The sequence below is a fragment of the Legionella stuttgartensis genome (assembly GCF_977063405.2).
The window spans coordinates 474,667-500,584 of sequence record NZ_CDRUHA020000022.1 but is presented as its reverse complement, the minus strand read 5'-3'; the positions used below and the strand labels follow the sequence as shown (position 1 = coordinate 500,584).

The following is a 25,918-nucleotide window of genomic DNA, read 5'->3' as shown; positions in this document are numbered from 1 at the left end:
TTTGTCGATTCTACTATCTTGGCCAAAATGAAGCGATTTTATGCGCTCCGATAATCACATACTTTATGTATGCTGCGTTTCGGTACTCCAAATCACATCATTTTGTCTCAATCTAGAGAATTGTCAATTACCATAAAAGGTACTTAATGTATCAAGAAAACGATTGTTCTGTTCCTGGGTTCCTACGGTAACTCTTAGGTAATTGTTCATCTTATATGGATGCAGAGGTCGCACGATAATACCTCTATCAAGTAAATAGTTATAGAGCCGCATGCCATCTTCCTTACAGTCTATGGTAAGAAAATTACATGCAGAGGGTAGGTAGGTTATATCCAATTGATTTAACCCTTCTTTCATTTGCAGCATTCCTTCTGCATTAGTTCGCAAACTTAATTGAAGAAACTCATCATCATCCAGTGCTGCATGGGCGGTAGTTAGAGCAACTTGATTGACCGTAAATGGGAGCTGTATACGGCGCATTAGCTCAATTATAGAGGGATGAGCCACTGCATAACCTAATCGTACGCCCGCTAACCCATAAATTTTTGAAAAGGTACGTGTGATGACTAAATTGGGATGATGAGCGAGCCAGTCAATACTGTTGCAATTCAATTGAGCAGCAGCATATTCATAATATGCTTCATCAACGACCAATATGGTGGTTTCAGGAATATTTTCTAATAGGCGTTTTATTTCCTTTGGATTAATCAGGATGCCTGTTGGATTATTCGGATTCGCTAAAAATATAATTGCTGTTTTTGAATTGCATGCTTGGATTAATTTATCTACGTTGACTTGCCAATCTGAATCAATCCCAATGGTTTGAACCGGGATATTTAAGGTATGGGCTTGAATCGCATAAGTGCTAAATGCATATTCGTGGGTAATAATGTGTTTGTCATGATGTAGTGCAAAACAGTTAAGTAGAATCGTGTATATATAATCTGAACCATTACTTACAAAAAGCTGGTCGGTATTGATTTTGAGTTTATTGGCCAGTTTAGGAATTAAGGGATGATTCATTGGAGAAGGATAAGTTGCCAGGGTGTGGGGGGACATTTCTTTTAAGGCAGCCAAAGCTAATGGACTGCAGCCTAAAGGATTTTCGTTACTGGCCATTTTAATAATATCGTGGGCGTTAATCCCTTTTTCCCGTGCTAATTCTTCTATAGATTTACCTGGTTTATAGGGGACTAAAGATTGTATGCCTGGATGAGGTAATTGTTGAACTTTAACCATCATAATTTTCCCTAACTAAAAATTTTACCCATATTATCCAAGCTTTAACATTCTGTCACGAGCTCATGGGTTAAAAATCATTTAATTTATTACCGGATGATGTACATCCGGTATGAGATTATTTATTAAAATTCATTTGGGCAACCAAATCATCAAAAGCACGATTGGGGATCAAATCGGCCTCGTTTAGATATTGACGATCAATAGGACATGAATGGTTTTTTCTTATCCAAAATCGAATATCTCCGTTTCCCTTACCATCATTAAATGTATGTCCATGGGGATCAATAACTGTAGGGGTTCCATTTACTCCTAGCGGTTCAAATGTGATCGGATCTAGGAGTTCATTAGGTGATACAGAGTTTTTTCCCTCCTTAACAGAGGATGCTTGTCCTTTTAATGGACCAAAAATAAGCTTTGCCCATGTGGTATTTTTATAATGCTCAACTTGATCACGAAATTTGTCCGAATGTACTGCATTATCGGGTACGCAACATTCTGAGCGATATCCATTGGCGCCAGCAGGAACTTCCCCCGATTTTCCATAAATAAGCGCGACGCCATTAAGTACTGCATTTCTGCATAATTCAATCAAGTCCGTACACTTATCTAGAAAATGAATAGGTATGTAGAGGAGTGCTCCAATAGCCCAGCCTGCCAGACCACCAAGTTCAGAACCGATGTAAGCAATAGGCATAGATAAGGGTAAAAAAGGTAAGAAAAATTCAAGAGCTTTTGCGGCGAGATAAGGGATGGCAGTGAATATCGTGCTTACAGCTACTCCCAGATTCCAGGCTTTTTGAGAGTAACTGCTAGGTGCTTCATAAACATTTTCGAAAAAAGTTGTTTGGCCAATAAAAACAGCAAACGCATCAACTGAATCATAGATTTTATGTTTTAGAGAAAGTAATCCTTGATGTAGTAAGTCGGGAAAAAATAAGGTGGCACCAATAATGGCTCCTACAGGGGCGCCAATCACAAAACCTAATAATTCACCTATCCAACCAAAAGCACCTTGCATCACCCCATGTAGGCGGGTGCCATCTGCATAGTCTATATATGCGCTATTGGTATCCCAGTACGAGGTGTATTCAGGAACCCAGAGAATGGCAAGCATCAAGTCAAGAAGTACCCCAGGAATACTGGTAATTCCTCTTAAAACTCGACGGGTTAATACATGTCCAACAGTTGCACCTTTAGCTAAATAAGCATACATCATTTTTCCCCTTTTAATGCCTAATTATTTTGCGGGTATTGCTTCTTTGTTTGTGTCCGGCGCCATTTTAAACACATTAAAGATTAATAACAATCTAATAGATCGCATATGGATCATTTAGATTTGTATTGATACTTTCTGTTGATTTGATGAGGTATCATTGCTCTTGAATTTTTAGTTACAGGGCGCTAACCTGTGCCTGCAAACCAACCACAGGAAAAATGGAATATGAATTGGCAAAAGGGATTTTCCCTTACTGAAGTATTGGTGTCTTTAGTACTGGTAACCACGTTGACTCTCGTTTTATTACAACAACAACGACAGAGCAAACAATTATTAAATCAATTAGTTTTTCGAACACAAGGATCTCAATTTCTCGATCAAATTGAGGAGACGTTGACGGCCAGAGTGTCGAAACTGCCCCCGATTCCTTCTGCGTATCATTTGGAAATCCAACAACAAAAACACCAAGTACTGATTCATCTTGCATGGTTTGAGCAATTAGGCACTATAACCCGTAAACGAAACCCCATAGGACGTAATTAGATGAAAAAACAAATGGGGCTTAGTTTGACCGAAGTATTAATTAGTCTTTTTCTGGCAACCGTGATTATGACTGAATTGATCCAACTTTATTTAGAGAGTAAGCATCAATATCTTGAGACTGAAAAAGTTTTAGCAATACGTTTTGATTTGCAATGGGTAAGTGATTTGTTGAGTGATAGCATTAGACGCGCAGGTTTTACTCCATGTTTAGGCATGGACCGCTTGCAAATCATTGATCGTCGAAACCATCAAAATACCATTCGAGCCCTACGTATTGGGAACCATTCGGAGCAATTTATTCAAGTCAACCGCATGAATGAACATTTTGCACAAATAGTGAAAATTGAAAGTCGAACGAGAATATGGGTACAGAGTTCTGCGATATTTCATAATAAGCGCCCCATCCTGATTGCAGATTGTGACCATGCTGAGATACACGAACTATTCGATATCGAACCACAAGGTGAGCAGCTTCTAATTAGTCTCAATAAACCCCTATTTTTTTCTTATAATAGCTCCTCTTATGTTGGTGAGTATCTTGAAGAGAAATGGTTCATTAAGAACAATGTCCATCATGAGGATACCTTACATTATAAGTTGGTACATACAGAAGAAATAACACCTTTAATTCATTTCATGCATACTCGAAAAAGAAACGTAAAAGAGAAGCAGTTTCTCGAAATTAGTATGGGTTTAGATGAGAACAAAACGCATGAGCTTAGGGTTTTGGTGCGTGGATGAATGGAACAAATAAAGGATTTATTTTATTAGTAACGTTACTTATTATTGGTGTGATAAGTCTACTCGCATTGACCTCAATGCAGCACGTTTTGCTCTATTATAAGGCAATCAATAAACAAGAGCTGTTCCATCAGAATTTTTATCAATTAGAGGATGTAACCTCGCAATTGTTGCATCAACACCAAACATTCAATCAAGATTGTTTAGTACACTCAGACTCTGCAAATCAGGCAATACATCATCTGCTTCATCAAAAAGGGTGTTCTTTGGTGAGTGGTTCAAGCCAGTACAAGTATTTCATTGAAGATTTGGGGGAGTTTCCTTGTTTAGTAGTTCGGCAGAAAGGACGAACGTCTGCAACTCATCATCAGCGAGTTACTGTGGTATCGATTGAAGATGGGGCTCCTGCTTCTCTTTTACAAATACGGTTTATCAATACTGGAGGAGTCATCCCTTGTCTTGCAAAGGAACGTTCTGTTTCTCTAGGAGTGAGCAGTTGGCGGTATTTACCTTCTATATAACTCGGTCAAGACTTGCTATCTTGGTGACTTATTGTGGCTTTATTAAACTTATTTAAGTGTTTTAAAGCATTTGATTTTACGAATTCATTAATTTTTTTATATTGGTTATTGATGCAATTTTTTTATTTGAGAGTTCCACAAAAATTATTTAATATCAATTTCTTATTAAAAGAATTGTTTGTGCGTTAATAGATTTCAATAAGCACTTATTGTTTAAATTTTGTTATATTTCGTTGCATAATATTCCATAACGTGTAAAAATTGTCCGCCTATGAATACGAAAATACGCTTTATTACACTTTTTTTAGCCTTGATTGCCGTAAGTACTTTGGTATGGTGGTTTTGGCCGGCAAAACAGCCCTCAAAGATGTTCAGACAGGCTGAATTTGAACGATTACCTGGTTGGAAATCAGCGGATTTGAAAAAATCTTTACTGACTTTTCAGACTTCATGTCGTGCTTTTATTAAACAAAACCCCGAAGAAGTTGTCGGCACCGATGATATTGATTTACAAGTAAAAGATTGGCAGCCAGCTTGTAATGCTGCTTTAAAGATTTCTCCTGCATCAGAACAGGAAACAAAGCAATTTTTTGAAAAATGGTTTACTCCAGTAGAATTCACTGATATTGGCGAAAAACCTGGCTTATTTACCGGTTATTATGTCCCTATAATTAAGGGGAGTTATAAAAAATCCAAAGAATTTCATGTTCCTCTCTATGAAACACCTGATGATCTCGTGACCTCTGATTTAGGTCTATTTTTTAACGATTTAAAAAGTCGCCGTATTGTAGGTCGGTTAGAGGGTAAAAAACTGGTCCCTTATTATACTCGTGAAGAAATTAATAATGGAGCACTTAAAGGTAAGGCACGTGTTTTGGTATGGATTAATAGCCCTATAGATCGTTTGTTTTTAGAAATTCAAGGTTCGGGAGTAATTGAACTTGAGGATGGCAGCAATCTTTCAATAGGTTATGACTCCCAAAATGGAAAACCTTATACTGCAATTGCCGGTGTATTAATCAAAAAAGGAGTGATGACTAAAGATAATGCATCCATGCAGGCAATAAAGCGTTATTTGGAAGCTCATCCCAAGCAGATGGATAAAGTAATTAATCAAAATAAATCTTTTGTTTTTTTCCATAAAATGTCTTATGGAGTCGCTTTAGGTTCACAAGGAGTGGCATTAACCCCTGGTTATTCGCTTGCTATTGATAAACAATGGGTACCTATGGGTGCTCCTCTTTGGTTAACTACTACACGCCCTGATAGTAACAACCCGGATGAAAATAAACCCATGCAACGCTTGATGATTGCTCAAGATACAGGCGGAGCGATACGCGGCAAAGTACGTGGGGATGTTTTTTGGGGTGGTGGCGAAAAAGCGACTTTAATCGCCGGACATATGAAAAATCATGGTCATTACTGGATTCTTTTACCCAAGCAAGCGATATCTCGTTTAGAGAAAAATAAGTTGATTTCTGGGTAGTTTCCCTCACCCTAACCCCTCTCTCGAGGAAGGGAGATGGGAGTACTTTTCTTGATAAACTTAAGTTTTGCCCTTCTCCAGTGGCGAGAATGCTCATTAAGACGGAAGAGGGAGTGTATTTTCATTTCCTTCTCCCCAGAGGGGAGAAGGTGTCCGTTGGATGAGGGGATTACGATAAGGTATTCTGAACTCGATATTTTAATTTGTTGTAGATTTCCCCACCGTCTCTTTCACTGGTGGTATAACGCTATTTAATGCTTGCGTATTGTCATTCACTGACGGCATCGCATCGTCTCTTAAAGCATCAGCTAAGCTAATGAATTTATATCCATTTTTTCTATATAATTCAATAATATCTTCTAAACAGAAACTGTTAAGAAGATTGGCGTGGATCAATAAGATTTGTTTGGAGGGTTTGCCATCAACTTTTTTTACTCTTCGCTCTGCCAGTAACGTTTGTTTCCAAATGTAAGCCAAGTAGCGTTTTTTAAATGATGGGAGACTTTGAGCTCTTTTTCTATAAGGGATTTTATAGAAACGAGCATTAAACTCATAATCTTTACTGTCGATCGTTACAGGAGCGATAGTATATTGATGTGCAGCTAAGTAGTCATACACTTTTTGTTTTTTTTGCCCAGTCCCTTCAGCAAGGTAGGGGTAGCGAAAGTATTTAGGTTCTGTCAATACAGGCGCTAAAACAGTATCAGCGTGATCGATATCAGCAATGTATTTATCCGCGCTCATATTATTCAAGCTTTTATGGGTATAAGTATGATTACCTAAAGCAAAACCTTGATTTCGGAATATTTCCAGAAGTTCCCATTCAGGTTTTGGGATAGCTCCCCCAATGGCAAATCCAGTAGCAGGGACTTGATTGTCAACAAGAGCTTTGACTATAGCCATAAATCGGGCTTGTGTTCTTTTCAAGCTTGCTGGTGTACCAGCACCAGAACCAACAAAGGGTAAATCATCAATTGTAATTGCAATTTCTTTTTCTTCAGCGAAGCATGGAGAATTCAGTATGCAAAACAAAAGGGTTACAGCGCTCCATCGAAGTAACATGATATCCCCTAATTTATTTTTATTATTTAAAAATAACTATAGTAGACAATTTTTAAAAAAGTATAATTTTTTGATAATTTCTTGTTTATCAAGAGAATTATTAGTGATAAGATGAAAGGTTTTTTGAAATTAATCGACTTGTAACACTATAATCTGCGGAGTTGATTATTGTTCTATTTCTTGTTTTTTCTTAATCCTTCAAATCAATACCTTATCGGGGATAGATGCATTTAGTAACTACATGCTAAAACGATTAGCCACTTTAAATAAGCTATACTAAAACAATGCACTTAACATTGGATGTGTTTATTTTCATGACCACCAAGCAATAGGGTAGGAAGATGAAAAAAAGGCCTATTTTGATTCGCAATACGGTGTTACTCAATACTAAAAAATCCCTTTCACAAAAAATGGATCTTTTAATCGTGAATGACACAATAGAGGATATTGCTCCACATCTTGATAACGCAGATGCCGAAATTATAGATGCTCAAGATATGGTGGCTATGCCTGGTCTAATCAATACACATATTCATGTATGGCAAGCGGGATTACATGGGGTTGCGGGAAATTGGAGCTTAGCTAATTATTTTGAAAAAATGCTTGATGCTCTTGGTCGTGAATTTTCTCCAGAAGATATGTATCTTGCCAATATGTATGGGGCCTTAGAGCAGATTGATGCAGGCGTAACCTGCGTACTTGATTGGTGTAATAACATTAATAGTCTTGAGCATGCCCAACACGCAATAAGAGGATTGGATGATTCAGGTATTCGTGCTGTTTTTGCCTATGGTACTCCTGGGGTTGATTCATCAAAGTGGTGGTTTGATAGTTCTGAAAAACACCCGCATGAGGCAGTAGCGTTTTTTAAAAACCATGCGTTCCAAAGCAATAGTAGAATACAAATGGCCTTAGCTTTGCGAGGTCCTGATTTTACCCAAGATGAGGTATTGCTTCATGATATTAAATTGGCTCGAGAGTTAAATGTATTAGCTACGATGCACGTAGGTGTGAGTTCTGCAAAATTCGGAGTAAAAAAAATATATGAAACCGGAATGCTTAATGAGCATATTAATTTCGTGCATGGAAATAATTTAACGCAAGAAGAATATCAATTAATTGCAGATCATGGTGCATCATTGAGCACGACACCCGAGGTAGAAATGCAAATGGGGCATGGTTTTCCAGCAACTGGAAAACTATTACACGCTGGTGGCGCGCCTGTTTTAGGTACCGATATTCCATCAAACATGGACGGTGATTTATTTACGCAATTGCGTTTTGCTCTGCAAACACAACGTGCACTTGATAATCAAAAGGAAATTGATTCAGGAATGTTAGTCAACAACATTAGTCTAACATGCGATAAAGCTTTAGATTGGATTACAATTAATGGGGCCAAAGCGCTTCATTTAGATAAATTAATAGGTACATTAGCTCCAGGGATGAAGGCGGATCTGATACTTATTAATCTTAAAGATATAAATCTTTGGCCAGTACATCGTCTTTATGAATCCATTGTTTTTTATGCGAATAGACATAATGTAGATTCAGTAATTATTGATGGGAAGATTGTAAAACGTCAGGGAAAATTGGTGTATTCGGATCTCAATAAATTAAAGGATCAAATATTTGAATCAAGTGCACGTATCGTCAAGAATGCAAAGCTATTGTAGCACTTAAAAGTAGTCTGCGTAAGGAGAAAGCCAATGATAAATAGCAGTCCTCTTAAGATATCAGCGTTTAAAGACATCGTATCCTTTATTTTAGAAACTGGAAAAAATGATCTTATCAACATAAAGTACGTGAAGGATGCAAACGAAGCGCATTCTGATTTGAAGGATAAAAAGGCAGATGTTGTTTTTATGTCCTATGACGATACTTTGTCTATGGTTCTTCAAGAGAATTATCCCCATGTTGCGGCAATAATGCCTGTTCATGGAGGGATTTTAGATTTATGTGGTCGTATCGATTTAAAAAAAAATACCATTATAACCGGGATAGATACGCCTACAGGATATGCGCGACTTTTAAGATTATACCTAATGCAGCACTATCCTGAAGATTATGAGAAATTCGATTGGGTTTTAGCCGGAGCTACAAATCTCCGTTATGAACAATTAAAACATCATCTACTCGATATTACCTTACTTAATCCTCCATTTTCATATGATCCAAGCCTACCAAGAATTGAATGCATGATGCATTTTAGTGGTGGATATCAGGGGGTTGTTGCCAATATTAATAAAACTAACTATCTAGATTCCAATAAGCGGATAACGCTTAAAAAATTTATCTATTCGTATTATCAAAAAATTAATGAAATGAAAAAAAATGCAGAAAAAACTATCTTAGAACTGACGAAGTTTTATCAAATTTCATTGAATGAAGCGAAATTAATCTATGAGCGCTTATGGGCTGAAGATGGACTAAATGAAGACATTAAATTTGAAGAAAGTGCCCTTCAACATACAGAACAGATTTTTACTCAAGATACAGGGATTAAAGTTCCAGCTAAAAGAATCTGGGTAGTTCATGAAGTATCCGATTTCTTATCAGAATAATTAGCGCATCTCGCAAATGGAGGGTCTATGGATGTTATTTTAAATCAAGTTTAAAATCTTCTGAATCGGAGTCCTCTTCTTCGTCATAACTCCAATTCTCCCAAGGATCACCAATTGAAAATGTTCCTGCTAATTTGTCATATTGCTCTCGCACTAAGGAATGCATCTGATCAAAGTATTTGCAATTGAATGATTTATCACTATCAACTCCAGACCATTTCATTGAGCGAAGATTATCATTGAATTCTCCGAGGGCATTATGGAGATTCACTACTAGCGAATAATCATCAAAATCAAATTCAAAATTATTGGATAAAATATGTTGTATCATAAATTTTGTTTTTAATTGCAATATATCTATCTTTAGTTGATAAATATCTTTAAGTAAACTTTGACTATCTTTTATGAAAAAGCTCGTAAAGTTAGACAGAAGGGTATTAATTTTATCGTGTATATCTTCCTTTTCTTTCAATAAAGCCCCATTGATTTTGTTATTCCCAAGTATTTCAGTATACGCTGTTTCAATATGAGACATATCCTTCTTAAATTCTTTACTAAGTGATTCATAGATATCTTTAATTTTTACCTGGGACGGACGGGCAAAAAATCGTTTTGAATAAGTCATAAATAACCAAAAACTTAAGAGCATATATGAACATATTATATAATAAAAAAAGTAAGTGGGTATTAAATGTCCTATTTTACAGAGCTATGTAATTGATTCCATTAAACAATATAGTAAAAAATGATCAATTTTATGAGTCCAATGCGTTTAAAGCTTCTCCTGCATCTCTATACCCTGCATCTATTCTTCTTCTGAGGGTATCGGAAGAAAAATCAAAAGCGGCGTTTACATTCTCGGGATCTTTATTTTCAATATAAAGGATATTTTGGATGTATTTATAGTGTATTAGACGTTGATACCCTGGCAATTGCTTGATAGGACTATCAGCCGGTACAATTTGTTCAATTTCATTGATGACCTCGATGTATTCATTAATTTTTTCAGTTAATTCTTTATTAAAGCGGATTTTATTAGAAAATTGAATTTCAAAAATCCTATCAAAAACATCAACCATATTGGTAGGTATTTTGCCTTGGCTTGGGAACAGATTAATTACAATAATTTGTTTTTCTACGTCAGGATCAGGATTTAGACTCTCTAAAACAGGGGAGAGTGGGGTGTTTTCAAATAAGCCTCCATCCCAATAACAGGTATTTTTTATCGTGGTCATAGGGAAACTGGGAGGTAAGCTGCCGCTTGCTAACACATGCAGTGGAGTAATTTCTGTTCGATCCCTACCTTGATTTGAAAATGTTTTGACTTTCCCTGTTGCAATATCTGTTGCTGTAAGAATTAGACGCATCGACGTGTTATTTACTTTTTTAAAATCGATATACTTTTCTAATAGTTGTTGCAAAGGTTTGGTGAAATAAAAACTCGTCCAATCTGCCAAATTCCAATAGTCAGTCCGCGGGTAGAAAAAGGAAGGATTTCCAAATAAGGCCAAATAAGAAGCGAATTTCTCATTCAGAAAAGGAGAAGAGAAAAGAGTAAATTCCTCCCACATTGCTTCAAGAGTTGCAATGGGTTCCTCTTTGGATCCAACTAATGCTATTGCATTAATCGCACCTATAGAAACCCCTGAAACAATATCTAGTGAAAATAGAGGCTCTTCATATAGACGTTTTAAGGCGCCGAATTCATAAGCTCCTAATGCACCGCCTCCTTGCAGTACCATCCCTGTTTGTTTCATGATATCCATTCTTTATTGACTGAATCTAAACGTTAAGTATAGATTATTTTCTTCAACTCGATATGGATATAAGCTCATAATCTGAACTAATTTTCTAATTAGGGATCTATATGTGGAATTTTTCGATTGCTCATATCTCCGATCACGATAACCGCTGGTTTTGCATCAGTCTGCGTGTTGGTGCCATCCATACCTAGAAAATCATCATAGGAAAAAGCGTAGGAATTTAAATAACTAGTTTGTGGATGATCTATATTTTTATCGAAACTCAATGCATGCATGGCCTCAGAATAAACATTCACACATGGCGCATCTTTAGTGGCACCACATTGATTGACTATGTAATCTACTGAATTATCACCATTGTTAAAATAGTATTTGAGTAGTTGTTGCATTTGTTGTTTATTTTTGAAAATTGGGTTACCTAATGAATCAAAGAAATCTTTACCAATGAAGGCAGATTCTTTTCGCATTAACATGCCCGAAACAATAGCAGATGTCAGATCGCGCGCAAGGGTTGAATCTACCGCATTTCTATTATAAAAAGGTGCTTGTGCTCCCATTAAGATTGAATTACTGGCTTGCGGTGAACCTAGATTATAAGACAATGATTCAGAGCTTGAGCCACCTGTCGGTGAAAAGACTAATGTTTGAGTGTTCGGTTCAAAAGCTCCTGACCAGATACCTTTATTTAATTCTTTTAAATCAATTTTAATGGAACGATTGATAGCGGAAGAATAGTACTTGCTAAGCTCATTAATGTAGTTGGTAAAATATCCATTAAATCGATTTCCAAATCTTCCAGGGGCATCAACTCGCATTAATACATTTGCTGAATTATAAACTACCAGACTTGACCATTCTGAGCGCTTCCATCGTAGAGCACATTCAGGAGCGTTTGTTGATTCACCTGCGGCACGGCAAACAATGGTTTTCATATTTTTAATGACACCGTCTAAGCCACCCGCATGTCCATACTCATGGCCTGCTTGTTGAATCGTATAAGGGATAGCAATAAAATCAACTCCAGTGGGGTTAATAACTGTTTCCCCACTGGTGCTGTAATTAAACTCGACCTTATCAAATAGCGTTCCATTTGTAGTCGTTTGTGGGTTATTTACGTCAGGTTGCTTCGGAGTGAGGGTATTCTTATCTGTAGGCATATCCAAGGCATTTCCGAAGGAAACATAAATTCTACCGGAAGTAAGATGTGGGATGCATGCTTGTGCTGTTCCCCCTGAACTAGGAATTAATTCTGATAATGGAATACCATAGTTTTTTCCATTCATATTTACATCGGTAATATCAACAAGTGTACCGACTTGATTTCCATTATTAAATTGAACATAAGCATGTTTCTTTGTGGTTGGATCAATGCCCAGCACTACGATATAAGTATTTTTATTTTCAATACGTGTATTGTTGGTCTTTGATAAGTCAAAGCGAACTGACATGCCGCCACCCTGACATGGATTCTGTGAGAAAGCGCATTCACTGATAACCAATAAACCTGCCATTCCGAACATTAAAATACTTAATCTGTTCATTTTGGATATTTTCATTGCATGACCTTACTTAAGTGAAAAAACTAATGGACCAATGTACATCATTAATTAGTTATTTATTTTACCCAGATTTGGTGCAATTATACTCAATAAATTAAATTAATGATCATATGGAGGTATAACATATTATTCATTAATTCGAAAATCACCCCGGAACTAAGTCAAATAAATTCTCTTGCTTATTTCTTTTTGATTTGATAGTACTGATATTTGTAAACAATTTGGATGGGGTGATCACTCTTCCTTCAGAGGTAGTGCATATTATTAATGATTCATCTATATTTATAGATGGGAGTTGAAAAATGAAATTAAGTAAAAAACTTTGTTTTATGTTGGCTTATTTGTTGGTGTTACTGCCTTTTATTGGTTTTTATTTTGGTAATTTTTACACCTTCCTCCCTTTTATTATATTATTCACGATGGTTCCATGGATGGATGTTTGGTTGGTTGATCCAAGCAATCCAGACAGTACTCAGGAACACATATTACTCAAAGATAAATATTTCAAGCTTCTTACTTGGATATATGTACCGTTGCAATGTTGCTTTATAATTTTCTCAGCTTATCTAATTGCACATACTCCCTTAACAACAACAGAATTTATTGGGTTTAGTCTATCAATAGGGCTTTTAACCGGAGGAATTGGAATTACGCTTGCTCATGAGCTCATGCATAAAAACACCCTGATAGACCAACTCTTAAGTAAAATTTTATTAGTTAGTGTCTGTTATGGTCATTTTTTTATTGAACATGTTCGTGGTCATCATGTTCATGTGGCCACCCCCAAAGATCCTGCCACATCTCGGTTAGGAGAAAGTTTGTATCAATTTTTACCAAGAACAATTATCGGATCTTTTCGTTCTGCTATGAATATAGAGCGTAAGCGTTTAAATCGTTTAGGGTATCATTGGTACCATGTAAACAATCAATTTTGGTGGATTATCGGCATGCCGATTATCATTGCAATGGCTTTGTTTTATTATGGCGGATGGATGGCCCTTCTCTTCTTTATTATTCAGTCTTTGACCGCCTTTATTTTGCTGGAAATCATTAACTACATCGAGCACTATGGTCTGGAGCGCAAAAAACTCACCAATGGAACTTATGAGAAAGTTTCAATTCAACACTCATGGAATGCGAGTCATTGGCTTAGCAATATGCTTCTTTTTCACCTGCAAAGACATTCTGATCATCATGTTCATGGAGCACGTCCTTATCAGTTATTAAGGCACATCGATTCAAGCCCCCAACTTCCTTCAGGTTATTTGGGAATGATAATTCTGGCTCTATTCCCCCCATTTTGGCGGAAGGTAATGGATAAGCGAGTACTTGCCAAGCGTTCGGAAAATTAGTGAATAGTTAGGCGTTAAGAAATGGCTGATTTTATAAGAAGGGTGTGCTAAAAAAATTAGTAGCGATAAAGTTTGATTTATAACCTAGGAGATCTATCGCTACAATTTTAAGAACACCTTGAGTACCATGAATCGAGGCACTTCTAATAGTTCATGGCGTCGTAAAGGGTGTTTTGCCAAGTTTAGGATAATCGACTTTTTGGACTCATTATTGTTGTATCGTTCTAGAATTTATAATAATTAATCTAAATAAACGCGCAACAAATTTAGGATCTATCGAATATTCTTTAGATAGAGATTCATAAAACTCAAAATTCTTTTTTTCCTGATCGGTATCAATAATTTGTTTCCCTAATTGGCTTTTTAACGTGCCAATTTTTTTACATAAATCCTGACGAAGAGCAATATGCTTAATGATATCATGATCTATGTTTTGAATTTGTTCTCTCAATTGTTCAATTGTTGACATATATTGCTCAGGTTAAGTATCACTCCAATGGCGAATTAAATAGCCATGTTCCAACAGATTCACTTCTTGAATATCAGCAGCAATCCGCACAACATGACCACTGCCTGGGGCGCGTTTGATTGAATCTCCCTGGGTACTTTCAATGGCTTCGAGGGTAAAAATGTGATTACCACTTGGAAGCATGATTTCAAGGGTATCATCAATAGCGAATTGATTTTTTACTAAGACTTCAAGTAGTTGTTTACTGCGGTCATAATCAAGTAATTCGCCTACAACTTGCTGTTTGATACCTGTTTCATTGCGATCTTTATAACTTTGATATTCTTCAGGAACATGACGACGATAAAATCCTTCCGTGTAGCCTCTGAGTGATAGTCCTTCCAGGCTATCCATGAGACTCCAATCAAAGGGTTTGCCAGCACCAGCATCATCAATGGCCTTTCGATACAATTGGGTCACCCGAGCTACATAAAAATCTGATTTAGTACGTCCTTCTATTTTTAAGCAATCAATGCCCATTTGTGCAAGCGTTTCAACATGTTGAATTGCTCTTAAATCTTTTGAGTTAAAGAGATAAGTCCCATGTTCATCCTCTTCGATGAGATTCATTTCCCCTTCACGTTGAGGAGATTGTTCAAATAGAAAAGTATTCGCTTCTACATGTGCATTACCCCATTCATCTTCTGTGCCTTCTTTAATATTATATTTCCATCGACATGAATTAGTGCATGCTCCTTGATTCGGGTCCCGGTGATTAAAATAGCCGGATAAGAGACAACGTCCAGAGTGAGCCATACATAATGCGCCATGCACAAATACTTCTAATTCAATATCCGGACAATTTTCGCGAATTGCTTGGATTTCTTTTAACGACAATTCTCGAGATAAAATAATGCGCTCAAGGCCAATAGATTGCCAAAACTTTACTGCTGCGGAATTCATCACGTTAGATTGCACTGACAAATGAATCGGTTGATCGGGCCATTTCTCTCTAACCATCATAATGAGACCGGGGTCTGTCATAATTAAAGCGTCTGGACCGGCTTCAATGACTGGAGCAAGATCATCAAGGTATGTATTTATTTTATTATTGGGGGCAATGATATTACTTGCAACAAAAAATAGTTTACTCTGGTCGTGAGCTTCATTAATGCCCAACACCAATTTTTCATGGGTAAACTCGTTATTTCTAGCACGAAGACTATAACGAGGTTGCCCCGCGTACACAGCATCTGCCCCATAGGCAAATGCTCGTCGCATACGTTTTAATGAGCCTGCCGGAGATAGTAATTCTGGAGATTTCATATTAATAGTTTAATCCTTATAAAAATAAATCAATTGAAAGGATAGGTCCCATTTTAGAGTTTGGTCCAGAGATTACATAGCCATCATATTCATATCCATTTTTTCGTATAAATTATACATAATCCACAGAGTTCCTATGACCAATACTAATACTACGACCAAAGTAAAGAGAAAACTTAATAGATTCCAGCTTGTTTTTGAATTCGTACTTAAATGGAGAAAACACACCAGTTGCACAAAAAGCTGTATCATCGCAAGAACCCCCACTACTATGTACAGGATTTTTGGAGGTAGGGCAGAGGAGGCAACCAAATAAAACGAGAAAAGGGTCAAAAGAAGCGAGGCTACAAAACCAATAGTATAGGATTGATATGTGCCATATGAGGCTCCGGTATCAGCATCTAAAACAAGTTCATGTTTTGACATTTTAAATAGCTCCCATCAAATAGACGACCGAAAAAACAAAAATCCAAACAACATCCAGAAAATGCCAAAATAAACCGAGACAGGTTAACTTTGTCTTAGTTATGGGTGTAATACCATGCATATTTATTTGAACTATAATGGCTAACATCCAGATAAGTCCTACAGTGACATGTAGTCCGTGTGTAGCAACCAAAGCAAAAAAAGATGATAAAAATGCACTTTTATCCCAAGTGTGACCTTCCAAATACAAGCTGTGAAACTCGTAACATTCCATTGTGATAAAACAAACCCCCAACACAAAAGTCACCCACATCCAGCGGGCTACATTACCTGGAGATGGACTATTACGTGCTAACATTGCAAGACCATAAGTAAAGCTACTTGTTAATAGTAGTAAGGTTTCAGTCAATACAAAGGGTAGCTTGAACAGTTCTTTGGCATGTAGTCCACCAAAAGTATGAGTATGAAGAACGGCATATACTGCAAATAAAGAGGCGAATAATAAGCAATCCGTCATAATGTATATCCAAAAACCGAATACATTTTTAGAGCCATCAAAATGATTATTATCGATGTGGATGTCTCGCTCCGCAGCGTGTCTGCGTAGCTGAGGATGCCGGTCGCTATTGGCTCCTGTTAACATGTCACGAGGCGTGGCCGGAATTGCGGTCGAGGCTTGAATATTTTTTATTAACGTATTACTCATCATTACCTTCCTACAAGAGATTGTTGATATTTAATTTCATTCGCTTCCACTTCATTTGCAGTGATATGATAATCAGTGTCGTAATTAAAGGATCTCATCATCAGAGCTATGACAATACTGCCAAGGCCTAATAGTACAAGCCACCAAATATGCCATACCATTGCAAAACTAAAAATGAATGCAAAGATACCAATAATAAATCCTACGGATGTGTTCTTAGGCATATGAATATCTTGGAACGTTAAAACTTCTTTCTTTGAATTACCTAATCCATTTATTTCCTTCTGTTTTTGTTCCCAAAAATCATCAATATGATTAACGACTGGGACATGTGCAAAGTTATAAGCAGCAGGAGGGGAGGTTGTATCCCATTCCAATGTACGACCATCCCATGGATCTCCAGAAATATCGCGATATTTCTCTTTGTTTTTAATGCTCACTATAATTTGTAGTACCTGAAAAATAACGCCTAAAGCAATAATTCCTGCACCAATGGCCGCTACAATTAAATAAGGTTGAAAACCTGTAGACGCATCGTAATGATACAGACGGCGAGTCATCCCCATAGCACCCAGGATGTAGAGGGGAGTAAATGCAACAAAAAAACCAACGAGCCAACACCAAAAAGCGCATTTACCAAGTGATTCATTTAGGGTGAAGCCAAACATTTTGGGGAACCAGTAAGCCAAGCCAGCAAAATAACCAAACACAACGCCACCAATGATTGTGTTATGAAAGTGTCCAACTAAAAACGTGCTATTGTGAACTTGAAAATCAATACCTGGAACAGCAAGCATTACGCCAGTCATTCCTCCTATCGTAAAGGTTATAAAGAATCCCATTAACCAGTACATTGGGGTAGTAAACCGAATTCGTCCTCGATACATTGTGAACAGCCAATTAAAGACTTTTACTCCAGTTGGTACGGAGATAATCATTGTGAGGATTCCAAAAACTGCATTTACGTTTGCACCTGCACCCATGGTAAAAAAGTGATGAGCCCAAACAATGAAAGCCAAAAAAGTAATCACTGCGGTAGCCCAAACCATCGTTTTATAACCAAATAATGCTTTTCGAGAAAACGTTGCAACAATTTCTGAATAAACACCAAAAGCAGGTAAAACTAATACATAGACTTCTGGATGCCCCCAAATCCATACTAAATTTACATAGAGCATTTGATCGCCACCAGCACCGGTGGTAAAGAAATGCATATCAAGGTATCTGTCCAAACCAAGTAATGCCAATGCAACAGTCAGTACAGGGAAAATAAGCATGACCAGAATTGAAGAACAAAAAGCGGTCCATGTAAAAATTGGCATTTTCATTAAGGACATACCTGGACAACGCATCTTGAGGATTGTCACGAAAAAATTTATTCCCGACATAAGGCTACCAATGCCTGAAATTTGGATAGCCCATATGTAATAATCCGTTCCAACTGTTGGGCTATATGCAAGTTCCGAAAAAGGAGGATATGCTAACCAACCGGCATGGGCGAAATCACCGATCAATAAGGACACATTAACTAATAATGCACTAACAGCAAAAAGCCAAAAACTAAGTGAGTTTAGAAAAGGAAATGCAACATCACGAGCACCAATTTGTAATGGTATTACGAAATTAAATAACGAAAACATAAGTGGCATTGCCACGAAAAAAATCATTATCGTCCCATGAGCAGTAAATATTTGATCAAAATGCTCGGGAATGAGATAGCCATACGAATCTCCAGAGGCCATTGCCTGCTGAGCTCTCAGCATAACGGCATCAATAAATCCTCTAACAAGCATTACAAGAGCAACAAAAAGATACATTTTACCAATACGTTTATGGTCTACGGTAACTACCCATTCATGCCAAAGATAACTCCATTTTTTGAAGTAAGTGATCCCTCCTAACACAGCAGCACCGACAATAATGATGAATGTCAGCATTGAAAATATAATAATTTGCTGGCTTATAGGTTCATAAAGATAAGGGAAAACCTCTTGAAGATTACTTAGTTTTCCTAATAATGTTTGTAACATAACGATTTCCTTTTTGTATTAACTTAGGGACATAAACTTATGAACAATTTGTTTCTATGCATTTTTATGATCCTGGTGAGGCATCATGTAATGCATAATAATGCTGTCAAATAATCCGGCATCAACACTACTGAAATACCTTGCGGGATCATTAATGGACTTTGGTACCAGTTGCTCCCAAAATACCGAAGAGGTCAGTTGGTCATGTGACTGTTTCATTGAATTAACCCACTTAGTAAATTCTTTATGGGATGTAACTTCAGTGTTAAAGCCCATTTCTGCAAAACCAATACCGGTGTAGTTTGTGGCAAGTCCTCGATAATTTCCTGGGGTATCTGCGATAAGATGTAACTGTGTAGTCATTCCGGTCATTGCATAAATTTGACCTCCGAGCTGGGGAATTATGAATGAGTTCATAGGGGATGCAGCTGTGATTTTAAAATTGATAGGAGTATCAATAGGAATTTGAAGATAATTTAGGGTGGCTATTTGATAGTCAGGGTAAATAAACAACCACTTCCAATCAAGTGAGACAACCTGAACTGTGACAGGTTTTGTTTGTGAATCAATTGGCTTATAGGGATCTAAACTATGCGTGGTTTTCCAAGTTACTGTACCTAAAATTAAGATGATGATACAAGGAATTGTCCACCAAACTATTTCTAAAATGGTGCTGTGATTCCATTCGGGTGTATATTTTCTATTACTTCCCTCACGATACCGCCATCCAAACCAGCATGCCATGCCAATAACAGGAATCACTACGATGAGCATGAGTTTGATTGAAAATAACATTAGTGTTAATTCAGTTGCTGCAATTTGTCCTCTAGGTGCTATTACCCCAGAATGACAACCATTTAAAATAAGCAAAACCATAATAAGTAGAACAACACCTACAGGTCTCATTGTCCATGTACCCGGAAATCCAGACACTCCTTTATAAATTGGTTGGATCATACTTTTAATTCTCCTGTTTTTTAGATTCGTAGGCGGATTCTTTTTATCTCTTTAGGCATGAATAAGATGCTTAAGTAATGTAACTAAGCTGGTACTATTTAATCTTCTGGAAACACCCTGTTAGATTGCTTCTTTAAAGCTCATCCACAATTTTTTTTCAAAATCATATAACTTGCATTTCTTGAAAATATTGAGCACATAACGCAACTTAAAGTGATATTCATGAAAATATTCACCATACTTAGCTTTTAATGCCTTATGTGCTTTTGGTAAGTTATAAAAAGGAATTCTTGGATCTAAATGGTGGGGTATATGTATCATTATGTTATGTAATAATACCCTGGATATTTTTGAGGAATGGATAACAGTACTGCAATACAAGGCGCCCACAGAATGAGACCATTCAGTTTTTAAATCAAAGAAAGGGACATCGGGATGAGTATGATGCAGATATATAATTATCGCGATAAAATAATTAAAGATAATGAACGGCAAAATAACGGCTATAGCAATTCCAACGATACCTCCCGTAAAAACATATGCCAAAATGGACATCATTAACCCATAAAACAGCACGATAAGTTTACCATTTCGATAATATCGGCTTTGTTGTTTATCTTTTCCAGGATTAAAACATAGCATTTGCTCCCACCAAATCCGGCGTAAATAGTGGAACGCACAAGTGAAAAAGCAGCGCTCTATGCGATAAAGTACGCGTTGAAAAATAGAGAGCGATTGATATTCAGTACATGTAAGAGGACGCCATATCCAATCAATTGGAGAAAAAGAGGCGAATCCATGATGCACTTTATTATGACCGTAGGACCACATTCGATAAATATTTAATGAGGGTAACATCGCTATTGTTCCAAGTACCTCAGAAATGGTACTGTTTTTAAAAAGTGCCCCATGTGCTGCATCATGTGCCCAAACAAACATCATTGCCGTGGCGACACCTGCAATCAAACCGCCTGTTAGTTTTAATTCCAGATGAACACTAAAAAAAATCAGGTAAAACCCAAACAAAAACAGTGCTAAATCAAAAAAATACCAAAATAGAGCCTTGATCTGTGACTGCTTATAACATTCATTCGGTATGATGGAACGGGCGACTGATGATTTTATTCCCTTAACTTGCTTCCATAACTTATCTGATTTAGTGGTTTTCATAGGAAATTACCTTTATACAGCGTCTAAAATGGTCGGTATAAAGCAAATGATGCAACCTATAATGTTACTAAGTTAAGAGTGTTTTTCCATATTTCCTTTCTACCCACGTCCGTGGCTTGTTCGCGGGATCCACGAAACCTACATTCCTTGGTTTCCGCGAACAAGTCGCGGAACGTAGGCCCTAGGAGAATAAGCTTAACTTAGTGTTATTGATGCAACCTATGCTCTTTTTTTTCAGATATTTTAATTATTTTTTTTTATATGACATTGATCTAGATCATGGAAAAGTACATAGATCCCCTCTGGAACTCTACTGTGCGGTGAAGGAGAGGTAAGTGTGTGAAATCGAATGGATACTATTTTACGTTTTTGCAACGATCGTCGTTCATATCAGCAATAAGTTTTAATTTTTCGGGTTGCAAAAATTGAATTTGCTTATGATCAATCGCAATAATTTTATTTGCTTTAAATTGAGAGAGAAGGCGACTAATGGTTTCTGCTGTGAGTCTTAAATAATTACCGATATCTTGACGAGACATAGGCAGTAGAAAAGTCGGTTGCATTTCGGAGGGGTTTAACCGGTAGGATAAATCAATAAGAAAAGCGGCAAGTCGTTGTTCTGCTGTGATTGAAAACAAATAAGATCCTATATTTAGTTGTTGACTCATTAAATATAAAATATGTTTTTGCAGAGACGGGCTTAAATGCAGTAGTTCTAGGAAATTATCATAAGGAATTTCGCAAATAACACTATCAGATAATGCCACTGCTGAAAAAAGGTAATGTTGCGTGTAAATTGCTTCAAAACCAAGGACTTCACCAGAAAAATAAAATCCACGAATTAATTCATTTCCATCCACATCGACTTGATATGTTTTTAAATTTCCATGCTGAATTGCATATATGTTTCTAAAGGCATTCTGAGGAAGATATAAGACTTCATTTTTTTTTAGATGGTAGTGTTGTTTTACTGCACGATTAATTTGTTTTATCCATCGTGAATTTTTTTCTTCGGTGATGCAAAAAGGAGAAAAGGTGCAATGTTCACAGGTGGGATGATTATTATCGAAGTTTATCATATCAGAACTATCATACAGACAAGTAATGCTTAAGTTACATTATAAATCGCAAATGCATTTTAGAATACAAATTTTTTCCATGATGTAGATCAAGGCGATAAATTTTATCGGCTCATAGAATTCGAATAAAGCATATTTAGGATACTAAGAGCTATCATGAATCAAATCACTCAGGTTAAAACCTACTTAGTTGAATTACAAAAATCAATCTGCAATGAGTTTCTTGCTATAGATGATAAGGTTAACTTCATTTCCGATTATTGGGAGGATCCGACTCTAGGATATGGGACAAGTTGTGTGATGTCTAATGGTGATGTTTTTGAAAAGGGTGGGGTAAATTTCTCGCATGTTAAGGGTAAGAGTTTGCCTGTTTCAGCTACGGAAAAACGTCCTGAACTTAGTGACTATCAGTTTGAAGTTCTTGGTGTTTCAATTGTTATCCATCCAATTAATCCTTATGTGCCCACATCTCATGCTAATTTTCGCTTTTTTATAGCCACTAAGGAGCATGCTGAACCTATTTGGTGGTTTGGTGGTGGTTTTGATTTAACGCCTTATTATGGATTCGTAGAGGATTGTGCTTATTGGCACACTATGGCCAAAGCAGCTTGTGATGATTTTGGTAATGATGTGTATCCGCGCTATAAAAAATGGTGTGATGATTATTTTTTCATTAAACATAGAAGTGAACCCCGAGGTATTGGAGGAATATTTTTTGATGACCTTAATATGTGGGAATTTGAAAAGAGTTTTAATTTTTTAAAGTCCGTTGGAAATCAATATACCAAAGCTTATTGTCCCATCGTTCTCCGTCGAAAAGGCATGCCTTATACAGAAAGACAAAAGAGTTTTCAGTTATATCGACGAGGACGTTATGCTGAATTTAATTTAATTTATGATAGGGGAACAGCTTTTGGCTTGCAATCAGGAGGAAGGGTTGAGTCGATTCTGATGTCATTACCACCCCAAGTTGCATGGACTTACGATTGGCATCCACAGCCTGGAAGTGAGGAGGCGCGTTTATATACAGATTTTTTGATTCATAAAAACTGGTTGAGTAGGGAGGGAGTACGCTGTGTCGATTGAAAATTTTATCATTACTGTATAGTGCTTCGTAGGAACAGAGTTTATGAACCATAATTTAAGTCCTGAAATGAGGGCGATTGGGCGATGATATGTCGTGAAGGGCGTTTTGAGTAAAACATTTCGTATTTCATTTTTACTCGTATAACGCCCCTGATGATGTTGAATTAATCCTATTTAAGAATCGACGAGATTTCATCCTTGGGGGAAATTTCTCCGTTAGCAGAGGAAGTAACTTGAGAACCATATATCATACTCAGGGGATTCCAAAAGAAAGAAAGTGTTTTTGAAAAAATACTGGTGGTCTCTGTAGTTACTTTTTCAGGTTCTTTATTCTTTTCTTTCCTACGATCGACTATGTCAAAATGCTTAATGGCATGTTGTTCTGTCAATTTCATAAACTCTGATTCTGCAATGGGGGGAAGCGCCTGGGGTCTGTCTTTATAAAATCGTTCTGCAGCTGTTGCAATTAAGCCATTAGCTTGCTTTAGTAAGTTCAATTCGTCTAGTTCAATTTTTTCCTTAGGAACCATGTAGCGCATTGCTGCTAGATCAAAGAGAAGAGTCTGTATTTGCTGATACAGTCTTGCGAAATCTTCAATAGTATTAGCAAATTGCTCTTCATAGCTCTTGGTAAGTTCATCGACCTTGTATTTTTCTAAACCTTTCCCAGTCAATTTTTTATGGATATGAGTTATTTTGATTGCTGTGGGATGGTTAGGTAATATTTTATATTCTTCAGAGTTTATAATTTCGTCCAGAATAACTGAAGGCGTACTTTCGTTGTGATTTGCTTGCATTAACAAGGCACTAAAAAAATGACTTAAACGATTATCTATAGATTCTTGCAAGCAATTGAAATCTTTTTCTAATCCTTGAGCTTGGAGCATTAAAGTATGGTTTATGCGGGTGAAACTTAAGTTAAGAAGTTCTACCACAAATTGCTTAATGGTTAGATTGTCGGATACAGATAGTTCTTGAAATTTAGTTAAGATATCAATAATCCCTTGATGAAGTATTTCTTTTTCTTCTTGTTTTTCAAGAGAAGTCCAATCATCAGTTAAATATTGCTGGCTAACCTGTTGAATGACTATGCCAAAGGTTTCTGACACAGTTTTGCGGGTTACTTCAGAATCTAGGATAGATGGTTCTTTGTCGGCGATTTTTTTAATGTGTTCTTCTAGGACCACTCTTGCAGTAGCGAGCATCTCAGCGAGATTTTTTCTTTTTGTATCAAGGCCAAAAATTTTAAAGAAATGGGCTTGCATTAATAAGGCATGTTCTTCATTAACATATCCAGAGTAGTTCGAAAAGATGTCATTGAAAAATCCATAGGTATGTCCTTTAAGCAAAGTTCTGCGTTGTTTGGTGAGTCCCATATAGGAATAATGGGTTGAATTATAGGCATCATACCCAATTTGATTTTTTGCAATCGCACTATAAAGTTTTCGTAAGATATCAGGAAAGTCGAGTTCTGCCACATTAATTGATTTCAGTTCGTTAGAGTTTGTTGAATATTTTCTGCCTAGAGCAGTATATTGATGAAAGATCTGGGCACCATCATTAAATGCTACATCCTGCTTACTTAAAAAATTAAGTATTTTATATATCATTAATTTTTGCACATGGGTGGTTTTATATCCATCAGGGGAGACAATGACTCCTTGTTGAGAACCATCATTTCCATTTGAACCTGTGCCGTGATGTCCGGGCATGGAATAGCGAACAAAATTCTGTTTTTCTTTGGAGATTACTTCAGGAAAAATCGGCGTAAAACCCCAATCAGAACGTTCATTTGCATAATAAATTAATTCAGTATTTTTAATGATTTCGGGTAATGTGAAAAAACGTTCGTCATACCAGGTAATCGGAAAACAATCGCCCGGAACCGGATCGATCCCCAGAAAATTAATGGAGGCATCAGGTAGCGATGATTTTAACTTATTAAACCATTGCTCCTGTTCATCTTTAGGTATTAGATTCATTTGGGATTTTAGGGGTTCTATAATATCGGGAGTATTATTTGTAGGTGTACCTTTTTGTCTTTTAATTTGCTGTTCGGACAACTGTTTTAATACTTCTTCAAAAGTTGAGCATGAAGTAATAATCGTTTGTATTGCCTCTAATTCATGGGCTATCAAAATGGATTCAACAGCTCCTCTACTATGGGCAATAATGTTGATAGGAGTTTGTCCGCGAACTATTGCTTTTAGAATTGCCGCAAGACCCAAACCAATTTTTTCTCCTACATTCGCACCATCGGTTTTGGGCCCATTAACTACGGTAAGTTCATCAGCTTGCAATGGGTACGGATCTTTTGCATCTATTTTTGTTATTTTCGCAGGTATTTTTGTTTTGATTAAAGAAGAGATGACACTCAATGTCTCTCCTTTTGGGTAATCTTTTACTTTAGCTCCCTTAGTGTAAGGAGTTGGTTTGGGTATTAGTTTTAATTCCGGGGTAAAGTCAGTAAGGGTCCCTAACATTGTGAGTGTGAATGGTTGTTTTTCAATTTTACTATCCATAGTATCTGCCCCATATTGTGACATAATGACTCATTATAGAGTCCAATCTATAAAAAAATAAACAAGTTACGCTCATTTTTTGCATGGGCTTCATTTAAACGAGTCTTAGGCTGTTTTCT

General features: G+C 36.8%; 23 protein-coding genes. 8 read left to right on the top strand and 15 right to left on the bottom strand.

From position 1 onward, the window contains the following. Window positions 1-123 precede the first annotated feature (123 nt). Entirely contained in the window at window positions 124-1,242 is a 1,119-nt protein-coding gene (gene hisC, locus ACWTEW_RS07825; RefSeq protein WP_454781139.1) for a histidinol-phosphate transaminase, read from the bottom strand. 115 nt (window positions 1,243-1,357) lie between these two features. Next, a complete protein-coding gene (locus tag ACWTEW_RS07820; RefSeq protein ID WP_454781138.1) occupies window positions 1,358-2,458 on the bottom strand; it encodes an RING finger protein in 1,101 nt (366 codons plus the stop codon). Between the two features lie 225 nt (window positions 2,459-2,683). Here ACWTEW_RS07820 and ACWTEW_RS07815 point away from each other — a divergent pair, with 225 nt between their 5' ends. From ACWTEW_RS07815 to mltA, 4 genes are all read left to right on the top strand, one after another. Next, complete coding sequence (locus ACWTEW_RS07815; protein WP_454781137.1) at window positions 2,684-3,001, top strand: prepilin-type N-terminal cleavage/methylation domain-containing protein; 318 nt, start codon at window positions 2,684-2,686, stop codon at window positions 2,999-3,001. Beyond that, complete coding sequence (locus tag ACWTEW_RS07810; protein ID WP_454781136.1) at window positions 3,002-3,742, top strand: PilW family protein; 741 nt, start codon at window positions 3,002-3,004, stop codon at window positions 3,740-3,742. Beyond that, a complete protein-coding gene (locus ACWTEW_RS07805) occupies window positions 3,739-4,263 on the top strand; it encodes a type II secretion system protein (protein WP_454781135.1) in 525 nt (174 codons plus the stop codon). The genes ACWTEW_RS07810 and ACWTEW_RS07805 overlap by 4 nt, the downstream gene beginning before the upstream one ends. Window positions 4,264-4,534: 271 nt before the next feature. Then, the gene (gene mltA, locus ACWTEW_RS07800) at window positions 4,535-5,749 is read left to right on the top strand and encodes a murein transglycosylase A (protein WP_454781134.1); all 1,215 of its coding nucleotides are present in this window, start codon (window positions 4,535-4,537) and stop codon (window positions 5,747-5,749) included. 198 nt (window positions 5,750-5,947) lie between these two features. Here the strand turns inward: mltA and ACWTEW_RS07795 are convergent, their stop codons facing one another. Further along, entirely contained in the window at window positions 5,948-6,811 is an 864-nt protein-coding gene (locus ACWTEW_RS07795; protein WP_454781133.1) for a polysaccharide deacetylase family protein, read from the bottom strand. A gap of 341 nt (window positions 6,812-7,152) precedes the next feature. On the opposite strand from ACWTEW_RS07795, the gene ACWTEW_RS07790 reads away from it, so the two are divergent. Then, complete coding sequence (locus tag ACWTEW_RS07790; protein ID WP_454781132.1) at window positions 7,153-8,487, top strand: amidohydrolase family protein; 1,335 nt, start codon at window positions 7,153-7,155, stop codon at window positions 8,485-8,487. Between the two features lie 33 nt (window positions 8,488-8,520). Further along, on the top strand, window positions 8,521-9,375 hold the full coding sequence (locus ACWTEW_RS07785) for a hypothetical protein (protein WP_454781131.1): 855 nt from the start codon (window positions 8,521-8,523) through the stop codon (window positions 9,373-9,375). Window positions 9,376-9,409: 34 nt separating this feature from the next. On the opposite strand, the gene ACWTEW_RS07780 is transcribed toward ACWTEW_RS07785, so the two are convergent. From ACWTEW_RS07780 to ACWTEW_RS07770, 3 genes are all read right to left on the bottom strand, one after another. Further along, on the bottom strand, window positions 9,410-10,000 hold the full coding sequence (locus ACWTEW_RS07780) for a hypothetical protein (protein ID WP_454781130.1): 591 nt from the start codon (window positions 9,998-10,000) through the stop codon (window positions 9,410-9,412). A 130-nt stretch (window positions 10,001-10,130) separates the two neighbouring features. Beyond that, window positions 10,131-11,132: a patatin-like phospholipase family protein gene (locus ACWTEW_RS07775; RefSeq protein WP_454781129.1), complete on the bottom strand. Its 1,002-nt coding sequence runs from the start codon at window positions 11,130-11,132 to the stop codon at window positions 10,131-10,133. A gap of 98 nt (window positions 11,133-11,230) precedes the next feature. Then, window positions 11,231-12,694, bottom strand: coding sequence for a beta-1,3-glucanase family protein (locus ACWTEW_RS07770; RefSeq protein WP_454781128.1), 1,464 nt, complete (start codon window positions 12,692-12,694; stop codon window positions 11,231-11,233). Between the two features lie 305 nt (window positions 12,695-12,999). On the opposite strand from ACWTEW_RS07770, the gene ACWTEW_RS07765 reads away from it, so the two are divergent. Further along, window positions 13,000-14,049, top strand: a complete 1,050-nt coding sequence (locus tag ACWTEW_RS07765) for an alkane 1-monooxygenase (protein WP_454781127.1) — start codon at window positions 13,000-13,002, stop codon at window positions 14,047-14,049. Window positions 14,050-14,257: 208 nt separating this feature from the next. On the opposite strand, the gene ACWTEW_RS07760 is transcribed toward ACWTEW_RS07765, so the two are convergent. The 8 genes from ACWTEW_RS07760 to ACWTEW_RS07725 form a co-directional block, all read right to left on the bottom strand. Continuing rightward, window positions 14,258-14,518 carry a chorismate mutase gene (locus ACWTEW_RS07760; protein WP_454781126.1) on the bottom strand — a complete coding sequence of 87 codons (261 nt, stop codon included), beginning with the start codon at window positions 14,516-14,518 and terminating at the stop codon, window positions 14,258-14,260. A gap of 12 nt (window positions 14,519-14,530) precedes the next feature. Further along, a complete protein-coding gene (gene trhP / locus ACWTEW_RS07755) occupies window positions 14,531-15,823 on the bottom strand; it encodes a prephenate-dependent tRNA uridine(34) hydroxylase TrhP (RefSeq protein ID WP_454781125.1) in 1,293 nt (430 codons plus the stop codon). Window positions 15,824-15,895: 72 nt separating this feature from the next. Then, window positions 15,896-16,249, bottom strand: a complete 354-nt coding sequence (gene cyoD / locus ACWTEW_RS07750) for a cytochrome o ubiquinol oxidase subunit IV (RefSeq protein WP_454781124.1) — start codon at window positions 16,247-16,249, stop codon at window positions 15,896-15,898. 1 nt (window position 16,250) lies between these two features. After that, window positions 16,251-16,958 (bottom strand): cytochrome o ubiquinol oxidase subunit III, encoded by a 708-nt coding sequence (gene cyoC / locus ACWTEW_RS07745; protein WP_454781123.1) that lies wholly within the window; start codon window positions 16,956-16,958, stop codon window positions 16,251-16,253. Next, a complete protein-coding gene (cyoB, locus tag ACWTEW_RS07740) occupies window positions 16,958-18,985 on the bottom strand; it encodes a cytochrome o ubiquinol oxidase subunit I (RefSeq protein WP_454781122.1) in 2,028 nt (675 codons plus the stop codon). The genes cyoC and cyoB overlap by 1 nt, the downstream gene beginning before the upstream one ends. A gap of 54 nt (window positions 18,986-19,039) precedes the next feature. Beyond that, the gene (cyoA, locus tag ACWTEW_RS07735; protein ID WP_454781121.1) at window positions 19,040-19,942 is read right to left on the bottom strand and encodes a ubiquinol oxidase subunit II; all 903 of its coding nucleotides are present in this window, start codon (window positions 19,940-19,942) and stop codon (window positions 19,040-19,042) included. 120 nt (window positions 19,943-20,062) lie between these two features. Further along, window positions 20,063-21,112, bottom strand: coding sequence for a fatty acid desaturase (locus tag ACWTEW_RS07730; RefSeq protein ID WP_454781120.1), 1,050 nt, complete (start codon window positions 21,110-21,112; stop codon window positions 20,063-20,065). A gap of 356 nt (window positions 21,113-21,468) precedes the next feature. Then, window positions 21,469-22,191 carry a Crp/Fnr family transcriptional regulator gene (locus ACWTEW_RS07725; protein WP_454781119.1) on the bottom strand — a complete coding sequence of 241 codons (723 nt, stop codon included), beginning with the start codon at window positions 22,189-22,191 and terminating at the stop codon, window positions 21,469-21,471. A 156-nt stretch (window positions 22,192-22,347) separates the two neighbouring features. Between ACWTEW_RS07725 and hemF the strand changes: the two genes are divergently transcribed. Continuing rightward, window positions 22,348-23,277, top strand: a complete 930-nt coding sequence (hemF, locus tag ACWTEW_RS07720; RefSeq protein ID WP_454781118.1) for an oxygen-dependent coproporphyrinogen oxidase — start codon at window positions 22,348-22,350, stop codon at window positions 23,275-23,277. Between the two features lie 170 nt (window positions 23,278-23,447). Here hemF and ACWTEW_RS07715 read toward each other — a convergent pair whose 3' ends face one another. Continuing rightward, window positions 23,448-25,823, bottom strand: a complete 2,376-nt coding sequence (locus ACWTEW_RS07715) for a hypothetical protein (protein ID WP_454781117.1) — start codon at window positions 25,821-25,823, stop codon at window positions 23,448-23,450. Between the last annotated feature and the right edge of the window lie 95 nt (window positions 25,824-25,918).

Bases quoted from the DNA above. Each gene is read 5' to 3' on its own strand.
- ACWTEW_RS07725 (WP_454781119.1), bottom strand. From the start codon at position 22,191: ATGATAAACTTCGATAATAATCATCCCACCTGTGAACATTGCACCTTT.
- ACWTEW_RS07780 (WP_454781130.1), bottom strand. From the start codon at position 10,000: ATGACTTATTCAAAACGATTTTTTGCCCGTCCGTCCCAGGTAAAAATT.
- ACWTEW_RS07765 (WP_454781127.1), top strand. From the start codon at position 13,000: ATGAAATTAAGTAAAAAACTTTGTTTTATGTTGGCTTATTTGTTGGTG.
- ACWTEW_RS07760 (WP_454781126.1), bottom strand. From the start codon at position 14,518: ATGTCAACAATTGAACAATTGAGAGAACAAATTCAAAACATAGATCAT.
- ACWTEW_RS07820 (WP_454781138.1), bottom strand. From the start codon at position 2,458: ATGATGTATGCTTATTTAGCTAAAGGTGCAACTGTTGGACATGTATTA.
- ACWTEW_RS07815 (WP_454781137.1), top strand. From the start codon at position 2,684: ATGAATTGGCAAAAGGGATTTTCCCTTACTGAAGTATTGGTGTCTTTA.
- ACWTEW_RS07775 (WP_454781129.1), bottom strand. From the start codon at position 11,132: ATGAAACAAACAGGGATGGTACTGCAAGGAGGCGGTGCATTAGGAGCT.
- ACWTEW_RS07810 (WP_454781136.1), top strand. From the start codon at position 3,002: ATGAAAAAACAAATGGGGCTTAGTTTGACCGAAGTATTAATTAGTCTT.
- ACWTEW_RS07730 (WP_454781120.1), bottom strand. From the start codon at position 21,112: ATGAAAACCACTAAATCAGATAAGTTATGGAAGCAAGTTAAGGGAATA.
- cyoC (WP_454781123.1), bottom strand. From the start codon at position 16,958: ATGATGAGTAATACGTTAATAAAAAATATTCAAGCCTCGACCGCAATT.
- trhP (WP_454781125.1), bottom strand. From the start codon at position 15,823: ATGAAATCTCCAGAATTACTATCTCCGGCAGGCTCATTAAAACGTATG.
- ACWTEW_RS07795 (WP_454781133.1), bottom strand. From the start codon at position 6,811: ATGTTACTTCGATGGAGCGCTGTAACCCTTTTGTTTTGCATACTGAAT.
- mltA (WP_454781134.1), top strand. From the start codon at position 4,535: ATGAATACGAAAATACGCTTTATTACACTTTTTTTAGCCTTGATTGCC.
- ACWTEW_RS07790 (WP_454781132.1), top strand. From the start codon at position 7,153: ATGAAAAAAAGGCCTATTTTGATTCGCAATACGGTGTTACTCAATACT.
- ACWTEW_RS07785 (WP_454781131.1), top strand. From the start codon at position 8,521: ATGATAAATAGCAGTCCTCTTAAGATATCAGCGTTTAAAGACATCGTA.
- cyoB (WP_454781122.1), bottom strand. From the start codon at position 18,985: ATGTTACAAACATTATTAGGAAAACTAAGTAATCTTCAAGAGGTTTTC.
- ACWTEW_RS07805 (WP_454781135.1), top strand. From the start codon at position 3,739: ATGAATGGAACAAATAAAGGATTTATTTTATTAGTAACGTTACTTATT.
- ACWTEW_RS07770 (WP_454781128.1), bottom strand. From the start codon at position 12,694: ATGAAAATATCCAAAATGAACAGATTAAGTATTTTAATGTTCGGAATG.
- cyoD (WP_454781124.1), bottom strand. From the start codon at position 16,249: ATGTCAAAACATGAACTTGTTTTAGATGCTGATACCGGAGCCTCATAT.
- hisC (WP_454781139.1), bottom strand. From the start codon at position 1,242: ATGATGGTTAAAGTTCAACAATTACCTCATCCAGGCATACAATCTTTA.
- hemF (WP_454781118.1), top strand. From the start codon at position 22,348: ATGAATCAAATCACTCAGGTTAAAACCTACTTAGTTGAATTACAAAAA.
- cyoA (WP_454781121.1), bottom strand. From the start codon at position 19,942: ATGATCCAACCAATTTATAAAGGAGTGTCTGGATTTCCGGGTACATGG.
- ACWTEW_RS07715 (WP_454781117.1), bottom strand. From the start codon at position 25,823: ATGTCACAATATGGGGCAGATACTATGGATAGTAAAATTGAAAAACAA.